The sequence below is a fragment of the Paenibacillus anseongensis genome (assembly GCF_009757995.1).
Classification (GTDB): domain Bacteria; phylum Bacillota; class Bacilli; order Paenibacillales; family NBRC-103111; genus Paenibacillus_E; species Paenibacillus_E chondroitinus.
On record NZ_WSEM01000034.1, the window covers coordinates 191,129 to 212,115 of the forward strand.

Genomic DNA, 20,987 nt, shown 5'->3' on the forward strand with positions numbered 1-20,987 from the left:
CATTAAATAATTCAACATAAATGCCTTCTAATCCATCTATTAATGGATTAGTTTTAAATCCATGCTCATTGATCAAATAATATGAAATTTTTAATACTAAATCTGCTTCTCCATCAAGAATTTCAAAAGTTTTATAGCCACTAAAATTAACACATATTTGTCCTTGTAATTTACTTATTTATTTCTTCTCCGATTTTGAAATAATGAACTTCACTAATTCACTGTACTTTAAGCTATTCTCGACGTTTTTGAAACTATCCTGCCTATTCGTTCAGCGAAAACGGCAACCATCACATGTGGGTTGCTGCGCTGTTCGTATTGTACTAACGTCTCCCGTTAGCGCAGTGGTCGTATCCAGGTGCTGTCCGTGAGTGACCCATAAGTTACTGTCATTGGCGTTCATTTGCTTCGATTTGATGGAGGATTTCGTCAACGACGTGCGCGATCGGTGCGGTGGCGTCGATAATAATCCCGTTTTCGGGAACGCCTTCTTTCGTTTGATAAATTCGCGCACTGATTTCCCGTTCCTCTGGTCTGCCACCCCAGTCAGTTGGGTCCAGTGCTACTCGCTCATCAATCCGCCGGAGACTGGTTTCCAAGTCGACTTCAAGGACAAACACGTCGTCGAAGAGATCGATGAATTTGGGGAAATTCCGCGAACCACCGCAGAAGAATGTTATCGCCTCATCCTGATTGGCGACCAAAGCTTTTACTTTTTCTACATGCCAAATGTGGTGTTCGGGTTTAAAGCCATCCGTTGGGGTACCAGTTTCCGGATCGCCTTGATAAGCCAATTCACGATCACCATGAATGGCATGGTAGCCGCGCCGCTGCAATTCGTTGCAGACCGTAGTTTTGCCAGCGCCGGAAACGCCTCCAATCAGAGAATTCCTAATGCCCAAGGTTAGACCCTCCATTCAAGTGGATAAGCACATTATATTAGATGTTTCTATCTGACGCTAAACTCCCGTTAGGTGAACGAAAGGCTGCCGCACATTGCCGGCTGCCTTGTTCTTTGTTGAATGTTCAACTATCGTGTCCCGTTAGCTCAACGAAATAGGTAAAGAATCAATATGTTCTTTCACTTCAATAACAAAGCTTTCAAGGTTTTCACAGTCAAACCAATCACTTTGTTCGTTAATCTCATATAACACTTGAAAACCATGATGATTAATCAATAATACCCAACCTTCTCTTGAGATCATTGCCTCTAATATTTGGAAATAATCAAATAACTTTTCAACGATAGATTAGCGATGAGGAAATCAATGTGCTTGTTGCCTGTTTCTACTCAGTCTCGGACAGGGGAAAGTGGAAATAAATACTTTTTAGATTTTTATGTGTGCTATTATATAAATAATTCCATACATAATAGATTTGTAGATTAAAAGGATAAGCATTGTAATGGTAAAAATGAAAGGTGGAAAAATGAATACAAATAGAGAAATTATAGAAGAAAAAGACAAAAAAATAGCACAGCTAGAAAGACAATTAATAGAAATAAAGGAAGCACAACAGCAAAGTGCTGCAACTATTGCGTTAGATCATAACTCAAGATCTTTATCTCCACCGAAAGGAATATTTAAGTCTTTCTTAAAAGTTCTTGGATTGATGATCATTTTGGCCATCCTTGTTTTTTTAGTCATCACTTCAGGAGGAATTTGGCGTCTATTTGCGGGCAGTACCTTCAAACAAGAGTCTGTCACGTTTGTTGAACAAGTTCAAGAGCTTGCCACATTGGCAACAGCTGAAGCTCATATGAAAGTGGTTCTAAGCCAAGAGGATAATAAGATTTTCGGGAAAGACATCTCTATTAATCTGCCAGGAACAAAGCGAAAACTACTATTAGTTGTACCTGCGACGGTTATTGCTGGTGTTGATTTGAAAGGGATTACTTCTAAGGACATGGTTATTAATGAAGAAACCAAAGAAATAGATATTACCCTTCCTCATGCAAAGCTTATCCAGGACCCATCAGTACAGATGGATAAAATACAAACCTTTGACAATGGTGGGCTTTTCCATGGTGATATTAAATGGGATGAGGGGTTTGACCTGGCCGCTAAGGCACAAGAGCAAATTCGTCAAGAAGCCATCTCTGATGGTTTACTACATACTGCAGAGAAAAGTGCAGAAAAAGTGTTAAAGGAATTTTTTAAGAAGATTGGTTATACGGTAAATGTCACGTTTAACTAATAGGACGGCCTGCCCATGCTACTTGGGACAGGCCTGCTCTGTTATTTACTGGGAGAACCATAGAGGTTTATGGAATTCCATTTATTGTATAAATAGACAATCATTAACCAAGTATTTTTGGCTCTGATTCTTTCGCTCGTTAAAGAATCCTGCCCTTTAGCTTAATGAAAAAGAAGCAGCTGCCGCGGCGGCAAATTGCTCCTGGTTCGCTGAACTAACCTCATCCGCTAGCTGAATGTTTAGCTTAATTCGTCAAGCTCCAATAGCGTGATTACTGTTTTTTACTTTTGAACTTTTCAACCAGTTTTAGAAACTCAGGTGTCGTCTTTACACTAACAATACCAAGATCTCTGCGAACATCTTCATCTACTACTATTTGAAAACTTAAGATAAACTCCGAAAATGAATTTGCTACTAAGTAAACATTATTCCACAATTCTTCTTCTGTGGGGTCGAAGTGTTCTTGGTCATGATCCCAAAAGTATATTTTTCCCCATACATCCTCAGTAACTCCAATGCAAAGTTGATCCCCACCTGTAATATCCGCAAAAGGTATCATGCTTTCAGGCATTCGCCCTAGATAACATTCAATATTACTAATTAGATCGTGTTTGTCATTTTGCAAGTAATAAAAATACCCCATTCTTCCTCGTTCATCGTGCTTTGGAATATTGGTTATTTGTGAATAGCTTATTTGATGGTTATAGTTTATTCTCCCATATGTCAAAAGAAACTTTTTATAATCTTGAGGCAAGTGAAACCCATATTTCTGCTCAAATGAAATAATTAAATCATCAGAGTGAATACCACTTTCACTAGTGATGCCTACCTCTAATAATTTCTGTTTTACCTTTTCAAAACTACTCTGCATCCTTATTCACTCCACCCACATAGATACATTTACTGGAAATATCTTACCACAAATTACTTACACTTAATACGTTATTCTGCCCGTTAGGTGAGCAAATGGCAGCTGAATCGTTGGATATCCTATCAGAAGATCATATTCATCAAAACTAGATATTACTTGAAGCGATAGTCAGAGGCGATCGGCCCAACGAGAATAGAAATAAGGCGTGATCATCCGATCCGCCTTATTCTTTCAATAATATTAAAATCCGGTTACTTATCGGTTGTATCCGAAACGTTTTCCTGCTAATGAACGCCATACGTCTTCGCATTTCAACAGAGTCTCGGCATCCAGCGGTTGCCCCTCAATCGACGCAATATTCTGCTCGATTTGGGCTAATCTGCTTACTCCAGAAATGATACTCGTTACGGATTCTTGCGCGGCGCACCACTTCATCGCAAGTTGCAGGATACTCAATCCACATTCCGCAGCAATTTGAGTAAGCTTGTCTACTGCGGCAAAATTCTCATCTGACCAGTACCTGTTAAAGTATGTTTCATTATTGGCAAATCGAGTATTTTCCGCAGGCTGACCCGGCTTATGTTTACCGGCCAGTAACCCCCCGGCAATAGGGTTATAGATGACCATGCCCACGTCATGCGCTTTTAAAAAAGGAACGAGTTCTGTTTCTATGCCGCGGGTAATAGGGTTATAGACATTCTGAGTGATTATGGGAGCGATATAATTGCGTTTGTCGCAGATAGCCAACATATCAGCGACTTGCCAAGCGGCATAGTTGCTGACACCAATATATCGAATTTTCCCCGCTTTTACCAAAGATGACATCGTTTCAAGTGATTCTTCGATGTTTGTATCGTTGTCTGGCGCATGCATATAGTAGATGTCGATATAATCAGTATCCAATCTCATTAAGCTAGCATCAACAGCAGATAGAATATTTCGGCGACTTAATCCCGCGTTATTAGGGTTTTTACCCATAGAACCGCGTACCTTTGTAGCAAGAATAATCTCATCACGCCTCCCTTTGAGACCTTTGCCGACGATCTTTTCGCTTTCACCCTGATTATACGAGTTTGCAGTATCAAAAAAATTAATGCCATGCTCAAATGAGTAATCCATGATTTTAAGACTATCAGCTTCGCTTGTTTGCCCTCCGAACATCATGGTTCCAAGACTTATCTTGGAAACTTTAAGACTTGTTTTTGACAAGTTATTATACTGCATAGGATAGCCTCCCTCATTTATCATCGATTTTAGAATACACCATATCCAGTGTTCCAAAAAGTAGTGATATTATTGTTACTTAGTTACTTTAACTTAACTAATTTGCCCGTCGTACAGTGAAGGGTTACAGCGTTTCACACCATTCGGTGTTTCAACTATTGTTCCCCCGAAGCATTCACCTTTAAAGTGCTGGAGCAGAAAGAATCTGAGTGAACTGCGACAAAAAAATATAAATAAATGAAATAATCCATGGGAAAATTGGGGAATTTATTCTTATAGGGGGAAGTATATGGAGGAATTCATTCAAGTTATAATAAGAACGATTGCGGCATTTATTATTATGATGATCGTTGCTAGGATATTGGGAAAACAAACAATCTCACAAATGACTTTTCATGATTTTGTAGCTGCAATAACATTAGGAGCCATTACTGGCAATTTGGCATTTAACACAAAATTAGATCATTGGAATCTTTTAGCCTCCCTATTGTTATTCAGTGGTATTGCATTTATCGTCACATTCATCTCATTAAAAAGCAGGAAGTCAAGGAAATGGCTGTCTGGCCGGCCCACAATTGTTATTGAAAATGGAAAAATACTTGAAGATAATCTAAAAAAAATGTATCTTTCATTGGATACTTTGAATCAAGAATTACGGGAGAAGGATATTTTTGATATTCAGGAAGTTGAATTTGCGGTTCTTGAGTTAAATGGAAGATTGTCCGTATTAAAAAAACCTGAATTTCGCCAGGTTCTAATGAAGGATATACCCAGATTTAATGGACAAAAAGAGACGAAAACGACATTTCCAGTTGAACTGATCATGGATGGTATAATGGTTCATGAAAATTTAGAACAAAATCAGATCTCCGAATCTTGGATAAATAATGAATTAAAAAAAAGAAAATTGACTCTAAGAGAAGTGTGCTACGCCGTAAAGGGGACAGACGGCAAATTATATTTCGATTTATACATGGATAAAATAAAAAATCCAATAAATAGGGAGTAAAATAAACTCCCAACAATTAAAAAGACAGCCGATCTCATTTGATTAGCTGTCTTCCCGAGTTGTTACCGATACCGTAAAATTAAAGTGATTACGAACAGCACAACACATAAAGATAATGTGTTTGTTATCAAAAAAGCTAACCCAGCACCGTTGACAGCCAAACTAATCGCATAAATCTCCATTAGGCTAATTCCTAAAAATATAAGCAAATATGCTTTTAAACTTAAGTCTGAAACTGATTTCGTTTTCAAAATTTGAATAATTTGAGGAACCCAACCTAAAGAAAGAATTACTCCACCAATTAGTTGCAGTACAGAAAACAGCATCAAAAAACACCTCACGGATTTCTTTATACTGTATATTCTCTCCGTCCGTGCATGGTGATCAGTTTCCGGTCACTGCGATCTACTCCTGCTAAACCTCTTACTCCCCCTATTTAATTGCTTTGATTATTGCCGACTGAATATAGTTTTCTACGTCAGCTCCCGGCACCCAATCCTTAATAAATTCCCGAGAATCATCTTTAGGTTCAACAACAATGCTTTGAAATCCGCTCCTTTGCAGGTACACCATAACTTCATCAATTGTAGAGGCACCTGATACGCAGCTAGCGAGTGAATGAAGGTCACTTTTTAACTCTTCTGGAAGTTCGGAAGTCATTACTACATCTGAAATCGCCAAGCGTCCGCCTGGTTTTAAAACACGAAAAGCTTCACTGAATACTTGCTCTTTATCCGGTGACAAATTAATAACACAGTTTGAAATAATAACATCAATGGAATCATTCAGGATCGGCAAATGCTCAATTTCACCGAGACGAAACTCTACATTTTCATATCCATGACTCTGAGCATTTTGACGTGCACGGCTAACCATTTCCGGCGTCATATCGACTCCATAAACTTTACCCGTTTCTCCAACTTGTCTAGAGGCTAAAAATACATCAAAACCGGCGCCACTGCCCAAATCCAGAACAACTTCTCCCGCTTTTAGTGACGCTATTGCTTGAGGATTTCCACATCCTAAACCAAGATTTGCACCATTTGGAACAACATTCAGTTCTTCATTGGAGTAACCTAATTTGGAGGAAACCTCATCAGGAGTGTTACAGCAGCTTGTTGTTGGTGAAGTGGAGGAGCAACAACTTGCATTAGGATTGCTCTCAACAGCAATCTGTTTATAGCGATTGCGAACATGTTGACGTACCTCATCATTTTGAATCTGACTCATGAGTCATCTCTCCTTTTCTATATCAAGAAATATTGATTAATACTTGATTTAAAAACCCACCTACGTGGGCTACGAGCAACATCCGCTTGATTGATTTTCGCTTTTTCGGAAAATACAGCATAATTCTGGTGAAAGCAATCGGTTAACCTCTGCATGGTTTAATTCATAATAACTCCAAGTTCCTCTGGTTTCTTTCGTGATCAGATTAGCATCAAGCAATATTTTCAAATGGTACGATAGTTTTGACTGGGGCATGTTTACAATGTCAACCAAATCACAAACGCAGACACTGCCTTTTTGAGTAAGCTCATACATGATTTGCAACCGTTTCTGATCTGCTAAAGCTTTAAACTGGAGTTCATATTTCGAAAAATCAACTTGACTTTCATCACTCGAAGAAATAGGTAGCTCTTTAATCATTTGTAACTCCTCCTTTAGCAACAAACTGGCAGAAGGCTGTAAGAGTTCAACATCTGCATCCTTAAATCAATTTTATTTGATGAAACGATCTTAACATATCGTAATTGGAATATTCAAGAATTAAATCAAATTATTTTGATTTAATCGGTTGGAGTTTACAAAACCTTAACTTTTATATATAACTAAATAATTATATAATCATCTACAATTCAACGTGACGCCATGCAGAAAAAGGAATTAAACTCTTAACAGGCTTGAATGTGCCAATTTAAAGGAGCGTGTAATTTTTGCCCGATATTGAACAATTATCTGAGGTGTGTAAGCTGCTGGGGGACAAAATGAGATTAACGATTCTCTCTCTACTCAAAGAACGTGAACTATGTGTATATGAGCTTGTTGAACTCTTGCAAACCAGTCAGCCCAATGTGAGCCAGCACATGCGAAAACTGAAGGCTGGCGGTTTAGTTAAAGAGGCTAAAAAGGGCCAATGGGTTTTTTATTCGCTAAACATTGGGGATAAGCCCTATCTGCATGAGTTTTTTCAGTTCCTTCCATCCCAAAAAGAAAAAGTGAATGCGATATCCTGTGCAGATTTAAATTGTTGCGACTAGGAGGAACAATGATTTACATTGCGGTACTTATTTTTCTTATCACATTAACTTTTGTTATTTGGCAGCCTAAGGGTCTCAACATTGGATGGTCCGCTTCTGCGGGCGCTATCCTGGCTCTTATCTTCCAAGTCGTGTCTTTCCACGATGTATTGACGGTTACTTCCATCGTTTGGAATGCCACGCTCGCTTTTGTCGCAATTATTCTCATTTCCTTAATCCTAGACAATATCGGATTTTTTGAATGGGCTGCCTTGCATATGGCGAGGATTGCTAAAGGAAACGGACGGCTCATGTTTGTGTACGTCATTTTATTAGGCGCGTCAGTTGCTGCATTTTTCGCAAATGATGGTGCAGCGTTAATTCTCACGCCAATTGTATTAGCGATGGTTCGAGCGTTGAAGCTGCCGGATAAAATGATTTTGCCCTTCATCATGGCAAGTGGTTTCATTGCAGATACAACTTCTTTGCCTTTGATAGTCAGTAACTTAGTGAACATCGTGTCTGCCGACTTCTTCGGCATCGATTTTGTCACTTATGCAAGCCGCATGATTGTCACGAGCTTATTTTCATTAGCCGCAAGTCTGGTGGTCCTGTACGTTTTCTTCAAAAAGGACATTCCTACGAGTTACGACATGAAACAATTAAAGCCACCTTCAAATGCCATCAAAGATCTTAGGCTATTCAAAATGTCATGGGTTATCCTTGGTGTCCTTCTCGCCGCATATGTAAGCAGCGGATTTATTAAAACTCCTGTTTCCATTATCGCAGGCGTCGTAGCACTGATCTTCATATTAATGGCTAGATCCAGTAAAGTGATCAAAACAAAACGAGTGATTAAAGATGCTCCTTGGGCTGTCGTCATATTCTCTATCGGCATGTATGTCGTCGTTTATGGTCTGAAAAACGTCGGTCTCACCGATGCCCTGGGAAAATTGGTTGAGGACTTAGCAGGACAAGGATTATTTGTTGCAACAGTGGGAATGGGCTTCTTGTCTGCTATTTTGTCCTCCATCATGAATAACATGCCCACTGTTATGATCGATGCGCTAGCTATTAAAGGTACGAATACAGATGGAATTATTCGAGAAGCATTGGTTTACGCCAACGTTGTCGGAAGCGATCTTGGACCTAAAATAACACCGATTGGGTCACTCGCAACCCTTTTATGGTTGCATGTTTTATCTACGAAAGGTGTAAAAATCACGTGGGGCAATTACTTTAAGACAGGTATTATTCTTACCGTCCCAACGCTTTTGATTACTCTTATAGGGCTATATTTATGGCTTCACGTTATTCATACAACTAGTGTGAATATTTGGTTGTTAATTGTTGCGATTGCAGTCATTGTGGTGGTCGCCGCGTTAATCATAAAAACAAAAGGAGAAATGAAACCATGGAGAACAAAAAACCGTTAGTATATTTTCTTTGCACAGGAAACTCATGCCGCAGCCAAATCGCTGATGGATATTTAAAAGCTTTAGGCGGGGACAAATACGAAGTGAAGAGTGCGGGCTTAGAAGCCCATGGATTAAATCCACGTGCAGTTACAACCATGAAAGAAGATGGTATCGATATCTCGAACCATACTTCCGATGTCATTGATAACGAGCTTCTAGGTCGCGCTGATTACATTATTACATTGTGCGGCCATGCTGACGAGCACTGCCCTGTTGTCCGTAATGATAAGGCTCAAAGATGGCACTGGGGATTTGACGATCCTGCCAAAGCAACAGGCACAGAAGAAGAAATTACAGCTAAGTTCCGTGAAGTGCGTGAATCCATTAAGAGCCGGATCGAACAATTTGTGAAAGAAGGCAAATAAAATCCGTTATACAGGCAAAGGGGTATCGGTTGGTTTAGCATAGCCCTTCTTATAGGTGTTATCAATAATGGTTCTAATTTCTTTGAGGGATTTGCCTTCCTGTTTCATTTTGACAGCCTCAACTGCAATTTGTAAACAAACACCACATCGGGTTCCGTGATCATTCCAAACGACAGAACCGTCTGAATTAACCTCTTTAATAAAGCAGTTCATATTACTTGTATGGCCCGAACTTTCTCCACAGCCACAGTAGCAGGGTATCCATTTTATAATATCTGCCGATTTACCCGCTATTTGATAGACCATTTGAATTTCTTCCCTCTGTGAACTAAGAAAAGTCGGCAAAACGTCTGAGGATACCGTTTTCTCTTGCTTATCATTATGAACGTGCGCTTGGCTTTCAGAATGTTCCTCGTTAGAAACTTCTTGTTTAGATCCACAAGCCGAAAGCGTTAGTGAGACCGCAGTTAATAGAATCATAAATTTATATTTCAATATTGTCACCTCGATAGTATTAGTCTTAACTAATATATCATAGGCAAAATAAAAGTCACAGTTCATTAAAGGAGAGGTGCATAATAATTCAATCGATTTGAGGACAAGCTAAAATGGTCTGTACATTTACCTTAAGGAGATCATTGAAGTGAACAAATCCAGAGCATTAGAAATCGCCTCATCCCCAGAAATGGCGCATGTGACCTTTAACGAAATTCCAATTTACATCCAAACGGTTGATGAAAAAAATGAGACGGCGATGGTCTACACGCTTGATGAACCAGTGCTGGAGCAAGAAGTCCCTCTAATCAATTTAATTGAGCATTAGAATTGAAGCTTGTCTAATGGTCAGATCAGCCTAGCGAATATATGCTAGGCTTTTTATTTGAAATTTTTATTTTCTAACATAATTATCTGTGTTTTAGAGGAATGTGCCGTTTGTTTTGTATAATGAACAAGATTAATAATGTCTTGATACGCTTGTTTAGCCCCTATAACCAATAACGGTACGCCTAAAAAATCAATCTTTAGCCATCGTGACAGCATCCCACCACATGTCATCGAAAAAGGCACAGTCGGAGACGTATTGGATAAAATAATTTTTTCATTGAGAAGCTCATTTTCCATCAACATATCAAACACATTAAAAATGCCTGGAACCAGGATTTTAGATCTGCCTCTCCCCATTGTATAGACCTTATGGCCTTCCTCATCCTTGCCGTGGAAGTATAGCTTTCCTCTGTCCTGGTACACCAATTTATTGAAATTATGCGTATTCAATATTTCATTTTCCGTGGGCTTGCGAGTTTCGTCCAACTTCTTCAGATGATACGCTGCAGCCAAAGCTGTCGTATGTGTGCCCCCGAAATCATTATAAATATATATCATGATGAACCCACCTCTTTTTCATTAGTAACATTATCTCCATTAATGAAAAAAACAATCGAGCCCAGTTCGCCGTCTTACACAACTCGATCAGTCATATAGGCAGGAACCTATAAAGAGAGCGCCGCATATCTTTAATTATCATTCAAGTCCGGTTTGGAGGAGAGATAGATGCATTGGCTCAGCATTTTGGGTATCGGTCTCGCAGCAAATTTAGATAATCTTGGAATAGGCTTTTCATTTGGTGCTCGCTCGACCAAAATTCCCTTTAGTTCCAATCTGCTTATTGCAATTCTGTCGATAGCATCTGCCTACGCTTCAATTGCATTTGGGCATCTCGTTGCTAATTATATACCGCCTGCTTTTGCAAACTGGATTGGTGGAAGCATGATTATCATCATTGGTTTATGGAGCATAAAAACTAACATAAAAGAAATGAACACGATTGGACCAACTGAGGCATCAAGCGAATTGGCCAACTTACTTAAGAATCCTGCTAGGGTGGACCGTAATGGTGATAATATTATTTCGTGGACAGAATCTTGGACGCTTGGGCTAGCTCTCGCTCTGAACTGTATAGCTAGTGGATTTGGCGCTGGTGTTACTGGAGTATCCGCTCTGGGAACAACTTTGTCGATCGGAGTGTTTTCACTACTTACCGTTGCATTAGGTGTCCGTGTTGGAAAACAAATCGCTCAAACATGGTTTGGCCGGTATTCAAATGCAATAGGAGGTCTTATTTTAATTGGCATTGGTATTTACGAAATTGTTATCTGATGAATTTGCCTCGTGGGAATAAACCAATAGATACAAGGCCCCCATAAATGAGGGCCTTGTACGGTCAGAGCTATTAGAAAGAATTAGATAAGGCTTCAACGAATTGTTTTTTATCGAATCCACCCATTGGACAAGTTAGTTAATCCTTTATATAGTTATTCTTAAAATTTACCATTCGCATTATCAAGCTCATCTTTACGGATGAGATATGCGCCTCCTATGGCGACAAGCAAAGGACTTGCTACAATCGCACTACAAAGTAAAATAAAAGATATCAAAGCTGCCATATGCTCCATCTCCTTTCAACTTTTATGACATGATCCATAGTTCTGATTACTATCATAAAATTGAAGTGGGAGAATGTAACCAACCAATCACTCATTTTTTACGCCATCCACTAACCACCCTTGTTCACAGAATGCTAACTGATAAAGACAAAAACTTCGATTATTTTTTGTAGATAAATGGTATTATAAATGTAAAATTTGTGCGGTTTGATTGAATATTCAAGGGGATATTAAGATGTGGAAACCTGATCGCAATAGTAAAAAAGCTCTTTACGAGCAAATTGCCGACCATCTAGAGCAAAGAATTTCATATGGGGAATTTCCTCCAGGCAGTTATCTGCCATCTGAGCGGAAGCTTGCTGAACAATTTGAAGTGAACCGCAGCACCGTCATTTCTGCCTTTGCCGAACTTCGATCCCTTGGGATTATCGAAAGTCGCACTGGCAGCGGGACTCAGGTAAGTACGTCCAAATGGGGAGCCACTCCGAAACACACTCCGAACTGGAGTCGGTTTGCCGAAGGAGGAAGCTTTCTTCCGAACCTGCCCTTTTTGCGAAGGATCCGCGAAGCGTTAGCGCAAAATCCATCCCTAATTGATTTTGCGAGTCCTGAACTATCGGCAGATTTAGCACCCACAGATGAAATAGCTACATTAATGAGTAGAAACGCATATACGTCCTATATGGGTTACGATAACCCTCAGGGTTCGACGCTATTAAGAGAGGCTTTAGTAGAATTTCTGAACAATTATCGAAGCATTCGAACAACGGAATCCTCCATTCTTATCACATCGGGATCCCAGCAATCGTTATATTTAATCACTCAATGTCTGCTGTCACCAGGTGATGCAGTTGCTATTGAAGATCCTTCCTACTGCTATTCGCTGCCTATGTTTCAATCAGCCGGGCTTCGTTTGTTTCGCCTTCCGGTCGACAATCATGGCATAGAGCCAGAAGATATTCGCGCTTTATACAAAAAACATCGAATAAAGATGGTGTTCTTGAATCCGAGCTACCAGAACCCAACGGGAACGGTACTAAGTGAAGAAAGGCGCAACCGTCTTCTTGAAATCATTAGTGAATTAGGACTTCCTGTTGTGGAAGATGATCCATACAGCTTAACATCTTATGAGGGTCCCCCTCCTTTGCCACTCAAATCAATGGATACTATGGGTTCAATTTTATATATTGGCTCATTCTCCAAGATCGCAGCCTCCGGCTTACGGATAGGCTGGATGGTAGCGCCTCGATCCATTGTGGAACGATTAGCCGATGCCCGACAACAGATGGATTTTGGATTAAGCATCATTCCGCAACTAGTAGCGGGGCAATTTTTGCAATCCTCTTATTTAGATCCCCACTTGGAGCGATTGCGTATCCAACTTCAATTTAAACGGGATTTACTTATTGAAGCACTGGAGAAGGAGCTTTCTGGTCTAGTCGAATACGCGGCGCCAGAAGGGGGTTTGCATTTTTGGTGCAAATTGATCCCGAATATTCCGGACGCTAAATTGTTGGAAGAATGCATTAAGAAAGGAATTATCTTTGTACCCGGGAGTGTTTATGGTTCAGATTCCGGTTACGTGCGGTTTACATTCGCCAGAACGAAGCCGGAGGAGATTAAACTGGGGATAGCCAGATTTGCAAAGGCAATTCGTGAGTTGAGTGAATGAGGGCTTTATGGAAGCAAAAAGAAACGAAAGACATCGTCTCTCGTTTCTTTTTCATGTGCTTATCTTTCAGCTATCTTAAGTCCGTGCTTGTCAAAGATCCCCTTTAGGACCTCTTTCGCTTCTTCTTCATCCGGACCTTGAATATCAAGCTTGTACGTTTGATTATTGAATAGCGTGACACTCAGACCTAGAATGCTTTTCACATCAATAAACCTCATGCCAACTTGAATGACAATACTGGATTGGAATTGATTCGCTGCTTGATTGATTTCTATAATGGCTTTTGTTTCCAAACCACCCATACCAACCACTCCATTCTAGCTTCGTCGTTGCTCAGACAGATTAATCTACCTGGCGAAACTCGCGGGGGATCCGCCTTGCCACACCAGTTTGAATAGCGGCATGAATGACGGCTTCCCGAATACGTCTAACGACTTCTTGATTAAACACACTTGGAATGATATACAGCTTATTCAGTTCCTGCTGCGTTACTACGGAAGCAATCGCTGCTGAGGCAGCTAGCTTCATCTCTTCATTGATTGTGGAGGCTTGACAGTCCAAGGTTGCACGGAAAATACCTGGGAAACAAAGTACATTGTTAATTTGATTTGGAAAATCCGATCGCCCCGTTGCAATGACCCCAGCAATGTCTTCGATTTCATCCGGATGAATTTCAGGCGTTGGATTCGCCATCACGAACACGACAGGGTTTGCCGCCATCCGCTCCACATCTCCCCTTTTCAGTAAGCCCCCGGCGGACAAGCCAATGAACACATCTGCTCCTTCGATGACTTCATGCAGGGAACCAGATCGTAGGTTAGGGTTCGTTCGTTCCGCATACTCCTTCCATATCGGGTTAGCATACTCATTCGTTCGTAGCAACGCGCCTTCCCGGTCAACGCCAATCAACTCTTTCACACCTGCTGCAAGCAAAATGTTGGAGCAAGCAATTCCCGCTGCGCCAACTCCGCATACGACAACTTTAGCCTCATTAATCTGTTTGCCAACTACTCTCAAAGCGTTAATGAGCCCTGCATATAATACAACGGCCGTGCCATGCTGATCGTCATGAAAAACAGGGATATCCAGTTCATTCCGAAGCCGCTCTTCAATCTCAAAGCATCGAGGTGAAGAAATGTCCTCCAAATTAATACCGCCAAAACCAGGGGCCATGTGCTTGATGCTTGTAACGATTTCATCCGTACTTTGCGTGTTCAAACAAATGGGAAACGCATCAACATCAGCAAACTGCTTGAATAGCATCGCTTTGCCTTCCATAACAGGCATTGCCGCATAAGGCCCGATGTTGCCGAGTCCTAGAACGGCGCTACCATCAGAGACAACAGCGACTGTATTCCGCTTGATCGTCAACTTGTAGGCGTTATCCTCATTTTCATGGATTGCCATACAGACTCTGGCGACATCCGGTGTATACACTCGGGATAAATCATCCCTGTTCTGGATGGGCGATTTGGGCTTCATTTCGATTTTGCCGCCGAGATGAAGTAAAAATGTGCGATCAGAGACATGTATGAGTCTCACGCCAGAGAGATCTTTCATCCTAGCAACAATATTGTCCAACTGGGTTTGCTCTAATGCTGTTACCGTAATGTCTCGAACCGTCCAATTCGCACCTGTTTGGATGACATCAATGGCGATGACATCCCCACCGTTTTCCGTAATCATCGTAATCAATTGGCCGAAGTGAATCTGCTCTGTCAGCAGTTCCAGACGTAAAATAATGCTTTTACCACCCATTGTATTTTTCATATGCCTTTACCCTTCCTCGTTCACAAGTACATTTTTGCCTTTAAGCTTTAGAATCAGCGGAATCGTGATCCAAATCAAACCGATAATGAGAAATACCAGTGAAACCGGTTTTTGCAAAAAGATCATGAAATCGCCGTTTGAAATGGTAAGCGCCCTGCGCATATTGTTTTCCATCATTGGACCCAGAATAAGACCGAGTACAAGTGGGGCTAACGGGTAATCGTTCTTGGACAAGAAATAACCCACAAGCCCGCAACCCATAATGAGCAGCAAATCAAACGTTGAATATTGTACGGCATACACCCCAAACACGGAAAAAACGATAATTAACGGAATTAAATACTTCGCAGGTGTTTCAATTACTTTGGCAAACACTTTAACTAGCGGCATATTAAGAATTAGGAGCATAAGATTTCCGACAAACATACTTGCAATAACGCCCCATGCCAGTTGTGGATGATCCTGGAATAACAAAGGACCTGGTTGGACATTGTACATGATAAAAGCACCCATCAGAATGGCAGTCGTACCCGAAGACGGGATACCCAGTGTCAAAAGCGGAATCATTGCACCGCCTGATGCAGCGTTATTCGCAGCCTCCGGCGACGCCACTCCCTCGATCGCTCCCTTTCCGAACTTCTCTGGATTTTTGCTAATCTTTTTCTCTACAATATAAGCAAAGAAAGAAGCAAGAATAGCTCCCGCTCCAGGAAGCAGGCCGATGAAAAAGCCGAGCACAGAACCACGTGCAATAGGTGCAGCACTGTCTTTCATATCTTGCTTCGTCGGCATGATCCGATTAATTTTTGCAATCTCTCCGTCGTTTCCTTCGCGCTGAAGAATGGTTTTAAATACTTCTCCGACAGCAAATGTACCCACTGCAACAGTCAAGAATTCCAAGCCTTGATATAGCTCAGGAATGCCGAACGTGAATCGTTCCACGCCAGACACATTGTCTATACCAATCGTTGCCAGTAAGAGTCCGAAGGCAGTCATCATGAGCGCTTTCACCATCGATTTCCCTGCAAGCCCGCTGATTGCGAGTAATCCGAGCACCATAAGTGAGAAATATTCGGCTGGCCCGAACTTAATGGCTACCGCTGATAAAGGACGAGCCAGGAAGATCAGACCGATCAGCGAAATAATCCCAGCCGCAAAGGAACCGATTGCCGAAATCGCAAGCGCAGCCCCTGCTCTGCCCTGTTTAGCCATTTGATAGCCATCCAGTGTTGTGACGACAGAAGACGATTCTCCTGGCGTGTTCAACAGGATCGACGTCGTCGAACCTCCGTACATCGCCCCGTAATACACCCCTGCTAACAGAATGATTGAGCTTGTAGCCGCTTCTTCCGGAGCTAAACCGCCTGTCATCGTTGCCGTGATCGGTATCAAGAGGGCTACACCGCTCATAGGACCGATTCCAGGAAGTACACCAACTACCGTACCGATCAAGACGCCGAGAAATACAAATACGACATTGTGCCACTGCATCGCAGTACCTAAACCATGGAACACATAATCCAAAGTGCTCATCTTATGCTCCCCCTAACCATGTAGGAAATCCGGGAAGCGAACCATCCAGCAGATTTACATACAAATAATAAACTCCATATGAGAAACAACCAGCGATAACTAAGGAAACCCATACTCTTCCTTTATGCATCGTTTGGAAACCGATCATCAGGAACAGGAACGTCGAGATTACGAATCCGATATCTTCAAGGAAATACGCATACAAAACCGCTGCGATAAAAATAATGATAAATCGTTTATAGTCCAAATTTTCCTTGCTCTTCTCCGTACGTTGCTTACGGAAAGTCTCATAAATAAGACGGAAACTCATTAAAGACAACAACGCCCCCAAAATCATTGGAAATATATTCGCGCCTACATTACTGCCATAAGCACTTGTTGAAATGCCCAAGGAACCAATCATAAATGCAAGGCCAATGGCGCAAAATACGATGCCTGCATAACGATCAAAAGTAGTATTCATTTCTCTGCCTCCTACCCTAAGGGGCAAGGGAGAAGAAGCCGTCTTCTCCCTGTCTCTTCAGGATTTATTTCTGCATACCAAGCGCTGTTAACATGTCTTTCAATTGTGCTTCTTGCTGCCCTAAGAAAGCTTTGAAATCGTCTGCTTTCTTATAATCCGTTTCCCAGCTATTTGCTTGCATTTCTTTTTTCCAAACATCAGATTCTACCATTTTCTTAATACTATCTTCCCAAAATCTTTTGGCGTCAGCGCTCATGTCTTTCGGCCCAAAGAAACCGCGCCAAATGAGGAACTCGGCATCAACACCCTGTTCTTTCATCGTTGGGATATCTTTCAAGCTGCCGCCAAGACGAGATGGTGCGGCAATCGCAAGAATACGGATTTTCCCGGCTTTCACATATTGATCTAACGAAGAAGCATCTGTACCCAACACATCAGCATTTCCGCCTAACAATGCCGTTACGGCTTCGCCGCCACCGTCGTAGGACACATATTTCACTTTTTTAGGGTCAATGCCGTATTTGAACGCCGGTAGAATCGAAACCAGATGGTCCATCGATCCAGGTGCGGAGCCTCCTGCAACCGTAATCTTGGTTGGATCCGCTTTCATATCATCGAGTAAAGATTTCAGATCTTTATATTTTGAATTTGCTGCTACCGCGACAGCACCATAATCTTTTGTCAATTGGGCTAACGGCGTCGTATCCTTGTAACCGTAAGGAGTGTTTCCTTCTTTTTTCAGATGATTAATCAGGATTGGAGGCGAGCTGACGAACAGCTTGTAGTTATCTTTCACATCTTTGGTAGCGTATTCTGCCATAAAAACGGTACCGCCGCCACCCGGTTTATTTTCAACTGTAACAGGTTTATCCAAAGCCTTCGTTTCCGTTAATACTTTAGCGATCGTACGGGCTGTCATATCCCAACCGCCGCCTGCGCCTGATGGAGCGATGATGCTCAACGCTTTTTCAGGATAGTTGGATTTCGCAGCTGCAGGAGCTGTCGTCTCCTTTGATTTATCAGTTGAACCTGAAGTTGTTGCTGCCGGTTTAACCGTGTTGTTGCCACAAGCCGCCAAACTTACCGCAAGTATGCTAATAGCTGTAACTTTCCAAGAAACTGATAATAGCTGTTTTATCAAATGAAACCCCTCCGTTATAAGTAATAAGTTTTCATGTATGCGCTTTCTTTGAAGCGATTTCAGAATAACATCTACAGGCAGCGGTAGGGAAGTTTATGGCGATTAGTTGTAATAACAACGTTTTGACCATTTTGTTCATATTGTTCACGGATCTGGTTACCCTATAACGGTCAAAATGATAACGCTTTATGATACAATTTAAACAAAAATAGGAGGCCTGCGTGGAACATGAGGCTTCAGACCAAGCTTATTTTAATCATTTGTTCGTTCCTTTCTATCGTCATAATCTCTTTAGGCAGTATATTTTATTACATCATGACAACGGCACTTGAAGATCAGATTGGAACACGCGCCTTGAAGGTTGCTGAAACTGTTGCTAATATGCCTGACATTCGCCATGCATTTCAGACTTCTGATCCGTCTAGGACCATCCAACCTATTGCCGAAACGATTCGAGAAAAAATCGATGCCGAATATATCGTTGTCGGGAATCGCGAAGGGATTCGCTTCTCGCATCCACTTCCTGAACGAATCGGGAAAGAAATGGTTGGCGGCGACAACGGTCCTGTCTTAGAAGGAAAATCCATTATTTCCAAAGCCATCGGCTCCCTTGGACCTTCACTTCGCGGTAAAGCGCCTATCTTCGATGAGCAAAATCAAGTTATCGGGATTGTATCCGTCGGATTTCTTACGCAAGATATTGATTCTATTACTTACGCCTATCAATCGCGTATTGAGGTAATCTCCCTTATCGTCCTGATCTTTGGTCTAATCGGTTCAATCCTTATCGCGCGTAACGTCCGGAGCTCTATACATGGACTTGAGCCCAAGGAAATCGGCGAGTTATATACGGAAAAACAGGCGATTCTGCAAACGATTCGCGAAGGAATTATCGCCATAAATCGAGATGGCTTCATCACGATGGTGAACCGCTATGCCTTGCAGCTTATGCAGCTGCCGCTAAGTGCAAAAATCACCGGCAGACATATTGAGGATGTGATACCGAACACCCGCTTGACCGAGGTGGTACGTACAGGAGAGGCCGATTTCGACCATGAAATGCTCATTGGTGATCATGATGTCATCGTCAATCGCGTACCGATTATAAGCCGAAAAAATGGTGTCACTGGTGCCGTTTCAAGCTTTCGAAGTAAATCCGAGCTTTACCGATTGGCTGAGGAACTATCTCAAGTAAAACGTTTCGCAGAAGCCCTGCGGGCTCAGACACATGAATTCTCTAACAAGTTATATGTCATATCCGGACTCATTCAGCTGGAATCGTATCAAGAGGCTGTCGATCTCATCTCCAAAGAATCCGATGTGCACCAGAATTGGGTACAGTTCATCATGACTGAAATACCTGATCCCATGATCGGGGGGCTGTTAATTGGCAAATTCAATCATGCGCAGGAATTGAAGCTCACTTTTGACATTGATCGCGAGAGCTCGTTTCGAGATATCCCTGAGGAAATCGATCGTAATCTATTGATCACGATTATCGGTAACTTGATCGACAATGCGATGGAAGCTGTATTAGCAGTGGAAGTGCAGACTATGCCGTATGTGAAATTATTTTTAACCGATCTCGGTGAGGATTTGATCATCGAATGTGAGGACTGTGGTATTGGTATTCCAGACGAATTGGGCAACGCAGTGTTTGAGAAAGGATTTTCAACGAAAGCAGGTGAGAATCGAGGCATTGGTCTGGCATTAGTTCAGCACGCTGTACGCAAGCTTAATGGATATATCACTTTCCATAAAAATCCGGAATGCGGCACGGTCTTCACTGTCGCCATACCGAAACATCCGACATCCACAGAAAGGAGTCCTTATCGTGATCCAGGAATCCCAACACCTGACAGTTGAAGTTTTAATTATCGAAGATGATGTGAAAATAGCCGAAATCAACCGAAGGTTTATAGAGAAAGTACACGGCTTTCACGTTGTCGGAATCGCTACAGATGAGGTTCAGGCCAAAGAGCAGCTGGACATCTTAAAGCCAAATTTAGTTCTATTAGATGTTTACTTTCCTGGCTCCAATGGACTGGACATGCTGTCTTATATTCGTCAACATTATCGGGATACCGACGTCATTATGATCACAGCGGCCAAAGAGGTCGAAGCCATAAGAGAAGCAGTTCGGAGCGGAGCGTTCGATTATATTATGAAACCACTAATATTTAACAGATTACAGGAAACGCTCCTGCGTTATATGGACTTTCACAACGAACTGAATCGTCTTAATCAGAGTGGCTCTATTAATCAAAGTGATGTAGATCGTCTCATTTCGGGGGCAGGTAAAAAAGACTCTCGTACGGATCATTCCTATCTTCCCAAGGGCATTGATAAATTAACGCTGGTCAAAATTGTGCAAGCGATTTCTGCCGCGGAGCATGGAATGTCCGCGGAGCAAATTGCCAAAGAAATTGGTGTAAGCCGTTCGACAGGACGCCGTTATTTAGAGCATTTGGTTTCCTCGGGCGAAGTATTCGCCGATCTAACTTATGGTGTCGTAGGGCGCCCCGAGAGGGTCTATCGTAAGAAACCTCCCTTCGACTCGTAATTTGCAAAGCTCTGACTA

At 41.7% G+C, this 20,987-nt stretch carries 25 protein-coding genes; 10 read left to right on the forward strand and 15 right to left on the reverse strand.

Annotation, left to right across the window (positions count from 1 at the left end; genetic code table 11):
* Positions 1-389: 389 nt before the first annotated feature.
* Positions 390-902, reverse strand: a complete 513-nt coding sequence (locus tag GON05_RS32005; protein WP_157325147.1) for an AAA family ATPase — start codon at positions 900-902, stop codon at positions 390-392.
* 141 nt (positions 903-1,043) lie between these two features.
* Positions 1,044-1,205 (reverse strand): hypothetical protein, encoded by a 162-nt coding sequence (locus GON05_RS39115; protein WP_221435287.1) that lies wholly within the window; start codon positions 1,203-1,205, stop codon positions 1,044-1,046.
* Positions 1,206-1,404: 199 nt separating this feature from the next.
* On the opposite strand from GON05_RS39115, the gene GON05_RS32010 reads away from it, so the two are divergent.
* Positions 1,405-2,196, forward strand: coding sequence for a DUF4230 domain-containing protein (locus tag GON05_RS32010; RefSeq protein WP_246239626.1), 792 nt, complete (start codon positions 1,405-1,407; stop codon positions 2,194-2,196).
* Between the two features lie 271 nt (positions 2,197-2,467).
* Here GON05_RS32010 and GON05_RS32015 read toward each other — a convergent pair whose 3' ends face one another.
* Positions 2,468-3,067, reverse strand: a complete 600-nt coding sequence (locus GON05_RS32015; RefSeq protein ID WP_157325149.1) for an SMI1/KNR4 family protein — start codon at positions 3,065-3,067, stop codon at positions 2,468-2,470.
* Between the two features lie 255 nt (positions 3,068-3,322).
* Positions 3,323-4,291 (reverse strand): aldo/keto reductase, encoded by a 969-nt coding sequence (locus GON05_RS32020; protein ID WP_157325151.1) that lies wholly within the window; start codon positions 4,289-4,291, stop codon positions 3,323-3,325.
* Between the two features lie 289 nt (positions 4,292-4,580).
* Between GON05_RS32020 and GON05_RS32025 the strand changes: the two genes are divergently transcribed.
* A complete protein-coding gene (locus GON05_RS32025) occupies positions 4,581-5,300 on the forward strand; it encodes a DUF421 domain-containing protein (protein ID WP_157325153.1) in 720 nt (239 codons plus the stop codon).
* A 62-nt stretch (positions 5,301-5,362) separates the two neighbouring features.
* Here GON05_RS32025 and GON05_RS32030 read toward each other — a convergent pair whose 3' ends face one another.
* The 3 genes from GON05_RS32030 to GON05_RS32040 all read right to left on the reverse strand — a co-directional run bounded on the left by GON05_RS32030 (position 5,363) and on the right by GON05_RS32040 (position 6,950).
* A complete protein-coding gene (locus GON05_RS32030; RefSeq protein ID WP_157325154.1) occupies positions 5,363-5,626 on the reverse strand; it encodes a PQ-loop domain-containing transporter in 264 nt (87 codons plus the stop codon).
* A gap of 106 nt (positions 5,627-5,732) precedes the next feature.
* Positions 5,733-6,530: an arsenite methyltransferase gene (locus tag GON05_RS32035; protein ID WP_157325156.1), complete on the reverse strand. Its 798-nt coding sequence runs from the start codon at positions 6,528-6,530 to the stop codon at positions 5,733-5,735.
* Between the two features lie 69 nt (positions 6,531-6,599).
* Complete coding sequence (locus GON05_RS32040) at positions 6,600-6,950, reverse strand: ArsR/SmtB family transcription factor (RefSeq protein ID WP_157325158.1); 351 nt, start codon at positions 6,948-6,950, stop codon at positions 6,600-6,602.
* 287 nt (positions 6,951-7,237) lie between these two features.
* Here GON05_RS32040 and GON05_RS32045 point away from each other — a divergent pair, with 287 nt between their 5' ends.
* From GON05_RS32045 to arsC, 3 genes are read left to right on the forward strand one after another with little or no spacing between them, the layout of a single operon-like run.
* A complete protein-coding gene (locus GON05_RS32045; protein ID WP_157325159.1) occupies positions 7,238-7,561 on the forward strand; it encodes an ArsR/SmtB family transcription factor in 324 nt (107 codons plus the stop codon).
* Positions 7,562-7,569: 8 nt separating this feature from the next.
* The gene (locus tag GON05_RS32050) at positions 7,570-8,976 is read left to right on the forward strand and encodes an arsenic transporter (RefSeq protein WP_157325160.1); all 1,407 of its coding nucleotides are present in this window, start codon (positions 7,570-7,572) and stop codon (positions 8,974-8,976) included.
* Entirely contained in the window at positions 8,955-9,383 is a 429-nt protein-coding gene (arsC, locus tag GON05_RS32055) for an arsenate reductase (thioredoxin) (RefSeq protein WP_157325161.1), read from the forward strand. Before GON05_RS32050 ends, arsC begins: the two co-directional genes overlap by 22 nt.
* A 6-nt stretch (positions 9,384-9,389) precedes the next feature.
* On the opposite strand, the gene GON05_RS32060 is transcribed toward arsC, so the two are convergent.
* Positions 9,390-9,878: a PCYCGC motif-containing (lipo)protein gene (locus GON05_RS32060; protein WP_246239663.1), complete on the reverse strand. Its 489-nt coding sequence runs from the start codon at positions 9,876-9,878 to the stop codon at positions 9,390-9,392.
* A 148-nt stretch (positions 9,879-10,026) separates the two neighbouring features.
* Between GON05_RS32060 and GON05_RS32065 the strand changes: the two genes are divergently transcribed.
* On the forward strand, positions 10,027-10,206 hold the full coding sequence (locus GON05_RS32065) for an H-type small acid-soluble spore protein (protein WP_181646301.1): 180 nt from the start codon (positions 10,027-10,029) through the stop codon (positions 10,204-10,206).
* Between the two features lie 53 nt (positions 10,207-10,259).
* On the opposite strand, the gene GON05_RS32070 is transcribed toward GON05_RS32065, so the two are convergent.
* A complete protein-coding gene (locus tag GON05_RS32070; protein ID WP_157325163.1) occupies positions 10,260-10,766 on the reverse strand; it encodes a DUF3189 family protein in 507 nt (168 codons plus the stop codon).
* A gap of 168 nt (positions 10,767-10,934) precedes the next feature.
* Between GON05_RS32070 and GON05_RS32075 the strand changes: the two genes are divergently transcribed.
* Positions 10,935-11,540, forward strand: a complete 606-nt coding sequence (locus GON05_RS32075) for a manganese efflux pump (protein ID WP_157325164.1) — start codon at positions 10,935-10,937, stop codon at positions 11,538-11,540.
* 161 nt (positions 11,541-11,701) lie between these two features.
* Here GON05_RS32075 and GON05_RS39840 read toward each other — a convergent pair whose 3' ends face one another.
* Positions 11,702-11,827, reverse strand: a complete 126-nt coding sequence (locus tag GON05_RS39840; RefSeq protein ID WP_258567569.1) for a hypothetical protein — start codon at positions 11,825-11,827, stop codon at positions 11,702-11,704.
* 235 nt (positions 11,828-12,062) lie between these two features.
* Here GON05_RS39840 and pdxR point away from each other — a divergent pair, with 235 nt between their 5' ends.
* Positions 12,063-13,499, forward strand: a complete 1,437-nt coding sequence (pdxR, locus tag GON05_RS32080; RefSeq protein WP_157325165.1) for a MocR-like pyridoxine biosynthesis transcription factor PdxR — start codon at positions 12,063-12,065, stop codon at positions 13,497-13,499.
* Positions 13,500-13,558: 59 nt separating this feature from the next.
* On the opposite strand, the gene GON05_RS32085 is transcribed toward pdxR, so the two are convergent.
* The 5 genes from GON05_RS32085 to GON05_RS32105 all read right to left on the reverse strand — a co-directional run bounded on the left by GON05_RS32085 (position 13,559) and on the right by GON05_RS32105 (position 18,406).
* On the reverse strand, positions 13,559-13,801 hold the full coding sequence (locus tag GON05_RS32085) for an HPr family phosphocarrier protein (protein ID WP_157325166.1): 243 nt from the start codon (positions 13,799-13,801) through the stop codon (positions 13,559-13,561).
* A gap of 40 nt (positions 13,802-13,841) precedes the next feature.
* Positions 13,842-15,269 carry an NAD-dependent malic enzyme gene (locus GON05_RS32090; RefSeq protein WP_157325167.1) on the reverse strand — a complete coding sequence of 476 codons (1,428 nt, stop codon included), beginning with the start codon at positions 15,267-15,269 and terminating at the stop codon, positions 13,842-13,844.
* 6 nt (positions 15,270-15,275) lie between these two features.
* Positions 15,276-16,802, reverse strand: a complete 1,527-nt coding sequence (locus GON05_RS32095) for a tripartite tricarboxylate transporter permease (RefSeq protein WP_157325169.1) — start codon at positions 16,800-16,802, stop codon at positions 15,276-15,278.
* A gap of 1 nt (position 16,803) precedes the next feature.
* Positions 16,804-17,265: a tripartite tricarboxylate transporter TctB family protein gene (locus GON05_RS32100; protein ID WP_157325171.1), complete on the reverse strand. Its 462-nt coding sequence runs from the start codon at positions 17,263-17,265 to the stop codon at positions 16,804-16,806.
* Between the two features lie 64 nt (positions 17,266-17,329).
* The gene (locus tag GON05_RS32105; protein ID WP_157325173.1) at positions 17,330-18,406 is read right to left on the reverse strand and encodes a Bug family tripartite tricarboxylate transporter substrate binding protein; all 1,077 of its coding nucleotides are present in this window, start codon (positions 18,404-18,406) and stop codon (positions 17,330-17,332) included.
* Positions 18,407-18,634: 228 nt separating this feature from the next.
* On the opposite strand from GON05_RS32105, the gene GON05_RS32110 reads away from it, so the two are divergent.
* Entirely contained in the window at positions 18,635-20,272 is a 1,638-nt protein-coding gene (locus GON05_RS32110) for an ATP-binding protein (RefSeq protein ID WP_157325180.1), read from the forward strand.
* On the forward strand, positions 20,244-20,969 hold the full coding sequence (locus GON05_RS32115; protein ID WP_397369775.1) for a response regulator: 726 nt from the start codon (positions 20,244-20,246) through the stop codon (positions 20,967-20,969). The genes GON05_RS32110 and GON05_RS32115 overlap by 29 nt, the downstream gene beginning before the upstream one ends.
* Positions 20,970-20,987 lie beyond the last annotated feature (18 nt).